Here is a 6165-nt window from a genome sequence, read left to right as displayed (position 1 = left end):
GCTTCAATTTCTCCTCTACTACCGAGAGGTTTTTCTTCGCTGAGTCGAAATCGGGTTTTTCTTTGATCAATTCTTTGTATAGGTCCGCAGCTTCTTCGAGCTGACCATTTTGCGCCAGAGCATTCGCGAGGTTATAACGCCCTTCAAATGATGGATTGTCAGAAAACGCTTTGATTGCCATTTCATAATCTCCGCTTTGGTAACTCGCTGCACCTTTCCAATTTGGATCGGTAAACACGCTTTTGGCCTTCTCAAATTCGCCTTTTTGATAGAGCTCGGCACCTTGCTGGTTTTCATTTAAGAATGGGTTTGCTTCAACCTTAGCAGTCCAGGTCAATGGCGTAAGTCCGGCGATAAATAGCCAAATGACACCGCGACGGAAAAGCAAAGCAGCAGGAAGTAACAGCAACGGTAATAACCAAAAACCATTATTCATTCTCGATCCAGTTTGCACTTCTTCGTTTTGTTTCGCGGCAAAGCTATTGCCCATTTGATTGGTAAAATCTGCAATAGTTTCGACATCCCGGTTGTTATATTGAATCGGAATAAATAGTCCGCCAGTTTTATTGGCGAGCGTCTGCAGGTTTTTTAAATTTGTTTTCGCGACTACCGTTGTCCCTTGGCTATTCTTGAGCAGGGAGCCATTTGGCAGCGCAATTGGTGCACCATTTGCTGTGCCTATTGCAAGGACAGATACACGGAATTTTTTACCTTTTAGCAGGTCAAGTGAGTTGGTTAGTTCAGCATCGTCAAGATCGTCGGCTAATACAATAATGTCACCTTGATTGGTTCCTGCTTGCGAAAACTGATTTAACGCCAACTGAATTGCAGATGGTAGGTTAGCCCCTTGAAAAGGCATCAAGTCAGGGGATAAGTTCTCGATAATGCCAGCTAACGTGTTTGAGTCGGTTGTGAGCGGGCTCAAGCTGTACGCATCACCAGCGTAGGCGACAAGCCCTGTTGCACCTTCTTTCCAGTTAGGCAGCAAGTCTAGAGCTTTATAGCGAGTTTGCGCTAATCGGTCTGGTTTGACATCCGTTGCATACATGGATCGCGACATATCGAGAACCAAAATGCGGTTTTGACTCAATTTAAAGCTTGGGCGTTCATTCGATTGCCAGCTTGGGCCTGCCAGTGCAATACAAGCTAAGGCCCAGGTGACTCCCCAAACGGTAAAGGTGTGCTTTGATTGCACAGCGTTTCCCAACACTTTCGCTAAATGAGGAGCAATAAGCGTTGTTCTTTTGTCCGTCAATTTTTTATTTAGCGTGAGTGCGATGGGGATCGCGATCAGTCCAGTCAGCCAAAGTGGGTGGAGGAAAATAAACTCAGCCATGTTTTCTCCTTAGCAAGAATAACAACACAGATAGTCCCAATGCTGCGCTCAGTGGGTAGCGGAACCATTCGGATTGAGGACGCCACGTTTGTGTGTCGCTGGAGACAGGTTCTAATTGGTTAATGGTTTCGTAGATGTTTTCTAGCTGTTCTGTATCTCTTGCGCGGAAGTATTGACCACCCGTGACTTCGGCAATTTGGGTCAGGGTTTTTTCATCGAGATCGGCTGCGGTATCGACTTTTCGAGTCATAAAAAACTCTTTGACCATCATTTCACCCGCACCCACGCCCACGGTATAAATCGTCGCGTTGTATTTCTTGGCGATTTCCGCCGCCTCAATAGGGTCTAATACGCCTGCGGTATTTCCGCCGTCACTGAGCAAAACCATCACGCGCTGAGGTGCGTTACTATCGACAAATGTTTTGGTCCCTAAACCAATGCCGTCACCCATTGCGGTGCTTTTCCCAACTAATCCAATAACGGTTTGGTTGATTTGTTGTATGACTGCTTGTCGATCTGCGGTAAGGGGTGTTTGTAAATAGGCATGATCGCCGAACAATACAACACCCAAGCGATCGCCTTTACGCTTCGCGACGAAATCAGATAAGACTTTTTTTACAGCGGTAAGCCGGTCGGTAAATTCACCGTCCAAATTCATGTCTTCTTTTTGCATTGAACCTGAAAGGTCAACGACCAACATTAAGTCTCGATATTTCGGTTGAAACTCTATTGGATCGCCAAACCAAACTGGTCGTGCACAGGCAATGATTAGTAACGTCCATATAGCAATGGACAAGGTTTTTTGCAGCTTTTGTTTCGGCTTGTTGCTGTGTGTATTGTCTGGTAAATAAGCCAGTTTAATCTCAGCTTGCTGGCTTTCTCGTGGTAACAGCTTGTAAACAAGCAAAGGTAGGGGCAGTAAAATCAGTGCCCACCACCAGACAAATTCAATATTCAACCATTGGCTAAGGCCGGTTGCTAAGGTTTGCTCAGTCACGGGTGTTGGCCTTTTTCTTCGGTGGCAAAGCGTGGCTGACCCAGAAAACACAGTCTTCAATTAAATCCTGGTGCTCTCCCTGAGGGGATTTCTGATATAAGGCGGCCTGCCACTGTTGTTGTTTATCTAAGAATCGACTCTCTTCGGTATGGTTATCCAGAAATTCATACCAAGCAGCGCCAGTGAGCGGTGCAATATCTTCGCGAGGAAAGTAACTCAACGCTGCCTGACGTAAGATCTCTAAAGCAGAAGAAGGGGTATGAGGCGTGACTGAGTTTGTCAGAAGCTTCAGTGCTGTTCGTTTAGCGAGAAGACGTTTAGTACGCCATTTGAAATAGAGATATACGCCCAACATCGTTAACACAATACCTGTCATCAGTGCCCACCACCCCCAAGCGAGTGGCAACCAATCCGGCGCATTAGGTAAAATTAAAGGTTCTAGGTTTAAGCTTTGGTTATTTGTTGTCATTGTTATTACTGCTATTAGAAGAAGGCTGCTAGCTTAGTTGCTGGATTAATGGAGAGCCACTAGAGAGGCTGTTAAATGGAATCGCCATCGAATGGCACAGTTGTTTGATGGATTCCTGATGAGCGGTAAAGTGCGATTCGAGCTCACTTCTTTCTCCTTTGGAACCAAAGTTGAACCACTGACTACGACGACCATCAGACGCTTTTACTTGTCCTCGGAAGTCCGTCTCTCCCTTTTCTAATGGGTCAAAAAACTGAATGGCTCGAACAGAGTTGTGTTGTTTCAGCCGACGCAATTGAGTCAGTTCTTTTTCACCCGTTTGTGAGAAATCACTCAGCAAAATTAGCTCACTGCCTTTAGGTGTGAGTGTGTGGAGTGTTTCGAATACTTGTGAATAAGGCATCGAACGGCTTCCATTTTCTTCTAAGAGCGACAGCTGTTCATTATGTATGTTTAGAATGGCATGAAGGATCCGCAAGCCCTGTTTTTGTAGGGAAGACGGACGAAACTCCAGGCATTGATGCCCGTCATCAATGACAGCCCCAATGCGGTCTTTCTTCGCCAGCGTTAGCCAGATTAATACACTGGCAAAATGGGCCAGTTGAACGGACTTCAGTACATACTTTGAGCCAAAGTAAAGGCTTGAGCTCAAGTCGATGTATAAAATCACTGCTTGCTCTTTGTCTTCGGCGAACAATTTAGTGTGCGCTTTGCCAGTGCGTGCGGTGACACGCCAATCAATACTGCGAATGTCGTCTCCGGCCTGATATTGGCGTACTTCCATAAAGTCCATACCACGACCTTTCTGCCGACTGGTATGGCTACCGCTCATCTGTGACCAAATACTTTGCGCTGGTGGTAACCATCGGATCGATTGGGTCCGATGATGCAGCAGTTCTTCTAAGGTTAATGTCACTCCATCCGCATGGGGTGGCAATGGCTCTTTTGCTGACATATTACTCACCCAACTTTATGCGCTGCCAACAAGGTTAAGTAGCTTATCAATGACCTGATTGGCACTTATGCCTTCAGCTTGTGCGTGGTAGCTCAGTAGCAAACGGTGACGCAGCACTGGGTATGCCATCGTTTGTACGTCTTCGGGAGAAACAAAGTCTCGTCCTTTTAACCAAGCATGAGCACGAGCACATCGGTCTAACGCAATCGTCGCTCGGGGGCTGACACCCATCGCTAACCACTTATCCAGTTCGCTGTCATACTCGCTGGCTTGACGTGTTGCCATCACCAGACGCACGATGTATTGCTCTATGGTTTCTGCCATATGAATATCGAGCACCTCTTTACGCGCGGTGAAGATATCTTGTTGGCTGATACTTGGACGTGCGATTGCGGCTTCGCCTTTTGCTTCCCCACGGTTGATACGCAATATTGCCAGTTCGTGTTCGGCATCCGGATAATTCACTTCCAGATGCAATAAGAATCGGTCTAACTGGGCTTCCGGAAGTGGGTAGGTCCCTTCTTGTTCGATCGGGTTCTGCGTTGCCATGACTAAGAATAGTTCAGGCAAAGCATAGGTGTGGCGCCCGGCGGTTACTTGTTTCTCGGCCATGGCTTCAAGCATGGCGGCCTGAACTTTTGCGGGCGCACGGTTAATCTCGTCGGCCAGAATGAGTGAGTTGAAGATAGGACCAGACTGAAACGTAAATTCTCCAGTCTCTGGTCGGAAGATATCAGTGCCGGTTAAATCGGCAGGCAACAAATCTGGGGTGAACTGGATACGGTGGAAATCACCTTCTACGCAGTCGGACAATGATTTGACTGCTCGGGTTTTTGCTAGCCCTGGAGGCCCTTCAACCAAAATGTGCCCGTCAGCGAGCAGGGCAATCAACAGCTGTTTAACCAAGTCCTGTTGGCCAATGATTTGAGACTCGAGGTATCGTTGAAGCGTTTCGAAGTTAGATTTATGCATGTTGTGGACTCTCGATATCCATTTGAGTTGATTATCAGTATTGGTCATTTACTTTGTAGAAAAAGTTCCCAGTAAGACCTTGAAACTTATCTTTTCAATATTGGGTCATTGACAAGTATTACAAGCTTTAAGCTGGGTTAGCCGTGCAGAGGAATGGCGGTAATGAGATGCTTGGTAGCGTGAAGCCGTAGACTTAGATAGAATAAAGACAGTTAATAGTTCAATGAATATATTTAGGTAAGTACTATGAATGATTTCGAACAAGAGCTAGAGCAAATGTCTCAAGAGGTCTCTCAGGAAGAAGAAGTGAAGCTACCTTCGCTGGAAGAGCAGAAGGCGATTGCAGCTGAGCTTAAAAAGCTGGAAGCGGAAGGCAAACTGACTCCTGAAATTCTAGAGCAGTATTTCGGCAAGTTTAACCAAAAGAATGCAGTACCAATTCACTAAATTCTCTAGGAAAAGGGAGTGTTTACTCCCTTTTTCATTCTTACCCGTCAATTTGCAACTAAAATCATTCTATATCAATATGTTAGGTGGCTCGTATTAGTCATTTTCATACTTGACATTGTTGACGCTCTAACCAAATCTATTGTGTAGTTCAATCTATACGGCTAGAGGAATGTTTAGGGAATGGAGTATCACACTAAAGGGGATATCATTTTAATTACTGAGAGAAGTCTACAATCATCGCTGTTGAAGGATGTGTTGGAAACGGAACTCGGTATAAGCGTTATTTTGATAATTCCAGAAAACCTTACCAGCCGATCTCTTAAAGGTCTGCCCATTTCAGCCATTATTTTAGACTTTAGTATTCTGACAGAAGAAACGTTATCGCTATATCGAGACTTCAAAGAGTCACAACTTAAGAGTGTCCAGGAAATCCTGATTAACTGTGACAGAGCCATCTCTACAGAAGATCTCTTCATCTGGAATAGTTTAGTCGGCATTTTTTATACTTCAGATGACGTCCAAACTCTGCAAGTCGGTATAGATAAGATCTTGCAAGGTGACATGTGGTTTAGCCGCAAGTTTTCCCAGCAGTACATTACTCACCTTCGTCAGAACAGCAAGCCAGTATACAAGCATGCCCCAAGCATTTTAACGAGAAGAGAGATGCAAATAATCACTTTTCTTGCAATGGGAGCGTCGAATCAAGAAATCGCGGAACAATTGTTTGTGAGCGAAAATACAGTGAAGACTCATTTACACAACATCTTTAAGAAGATTGAAGTGAAAAATAGAGTTCAGGCGCTTATCTGGGCCAAAGAAAATATTACCGAGTATTCGATGTCTGTCTAAATAGATAAAAACATCAACGTCCTAATTTAGTGATGACTTATATTTATTGGGCGTGATTTAAATAATGAGAAAAGTGTTTCTTTTATGAGAAACACTTTTTTTGTTTATATTTTTATTTATTTTATAATTTTAAAAAA

At 44.7% G+C, this 6165-nt stretch carries 7 protein-coding genes; 2 read left to right on the top strand and 5 right to left on the bottom strand.

Annotated elements, in window-relative coordinates; all coding sequences use genetic code 11:
- The 5 genes from V1U08_RS04950 to V1U08_RS04930 all read right to left on the bottom strand — a co-directional run.
- The coding region (locus tag V1U08_RS04950) for a vWA domain-containing protein (RefSeq protein ID WP_330470083.1) at window positions 1–1336 on the bottom strand (1336 nt) is incomplete at its 3' end.
- Window positions 1329–2333, bottom strand: coding sequence for a vWA domain-containing protein (locus tag V1U08_RS04945; protein ID WP_330470082.1), 1005 nt, complete (start codon window positions 2331–2333; stop codon window positions 1329–1331). The genes V1U08_RS04945 and V1U08_RS04950, both read right to left, overlap by 8 nt.
- A complete protein-coding gene (locus tag V1U08_RS04940) occupies window positions 2326–2802 on the bottom strand; it encodes a DUF4381 domain-containing protein (protein WP_243978769.1) in 477 nt (158 codons plus the stop codon). The genes V1U08_RS04945 and V1U08_RS04940 overlap by 8 nt, the downstream gene beginning before the upstream one ends.
- A 28-nt stretch (window positions 2803–2830) precedes the next feature.
- The gene (locus V1U08_RS04935; protein WP_330470081.1) at window positions 2831–3757 is read right to left on the bottom strand and encodes a DUF58 domain-containing protein; all 927 of its coding nucleotides are present in this window, start codon (window positions 3755–3757) and stop codon (window positions 2831–2833) included.
- Window positions 3758–3772: 15 nt separating this feature from the next.
- A complete protein-coding gene (locus V1U08_RS04930; protein ID WP_330470080.1) occupies window positions 3773–4729 on the bottom strand; it encodes an AAA family ATPase in 957 nt (318 codons plus the stop codon).
- A gap of 246 nt (window positions 4730–4975) precedes the next feature.
- Here V1U08_RS04930 and V1U08_RS04925 point away from each other — a divergent pair, with 246 nt between their 5' ends.
- Both V1U08_RS04925 and V1U08_RS04920 read left to right on the top strand, forming a co-directional pair.
- Window positions 4976–5176: a chromosome segregation ATPase gene (locus V1U08_RS04925; RefSeq protein ID WP_014234902.1), complete on the top strand. Its 201-nt coding sequence runs from the start codon at window positions 4976–4978 to the stop codon at window positions 5174–5176.
- A 183-nt stretch (window positions 5177–5359) separates the two neighbouring features.
- The gene (locus tag V1U08_RS04920; protein WP_330470079.1) at window positions 5360–6028 is read left to right on the top strand and encodes a LuxR C-terminal-related transcriptional regulator; all 669 of its coding nucleotides are present in this window, start codon (window positions 5360–5362) and stop codon (window positions 6026–6028) included.
- Window positions 6029–6165: the final 137 nt, after the last annotated feature.

This window comes from Vibrio sp. YYF0003, from assembly GCF_036350715.1.
GTDB lineage: Bacteria > Pseudomonadota > Gammaproteobacteria > Enterobacterales > Vibrionaceae > Vibrio > Vibrio natriegens.
This window is presented reverse-complemented; position numbering and strand designations above follow the sequence as displayed.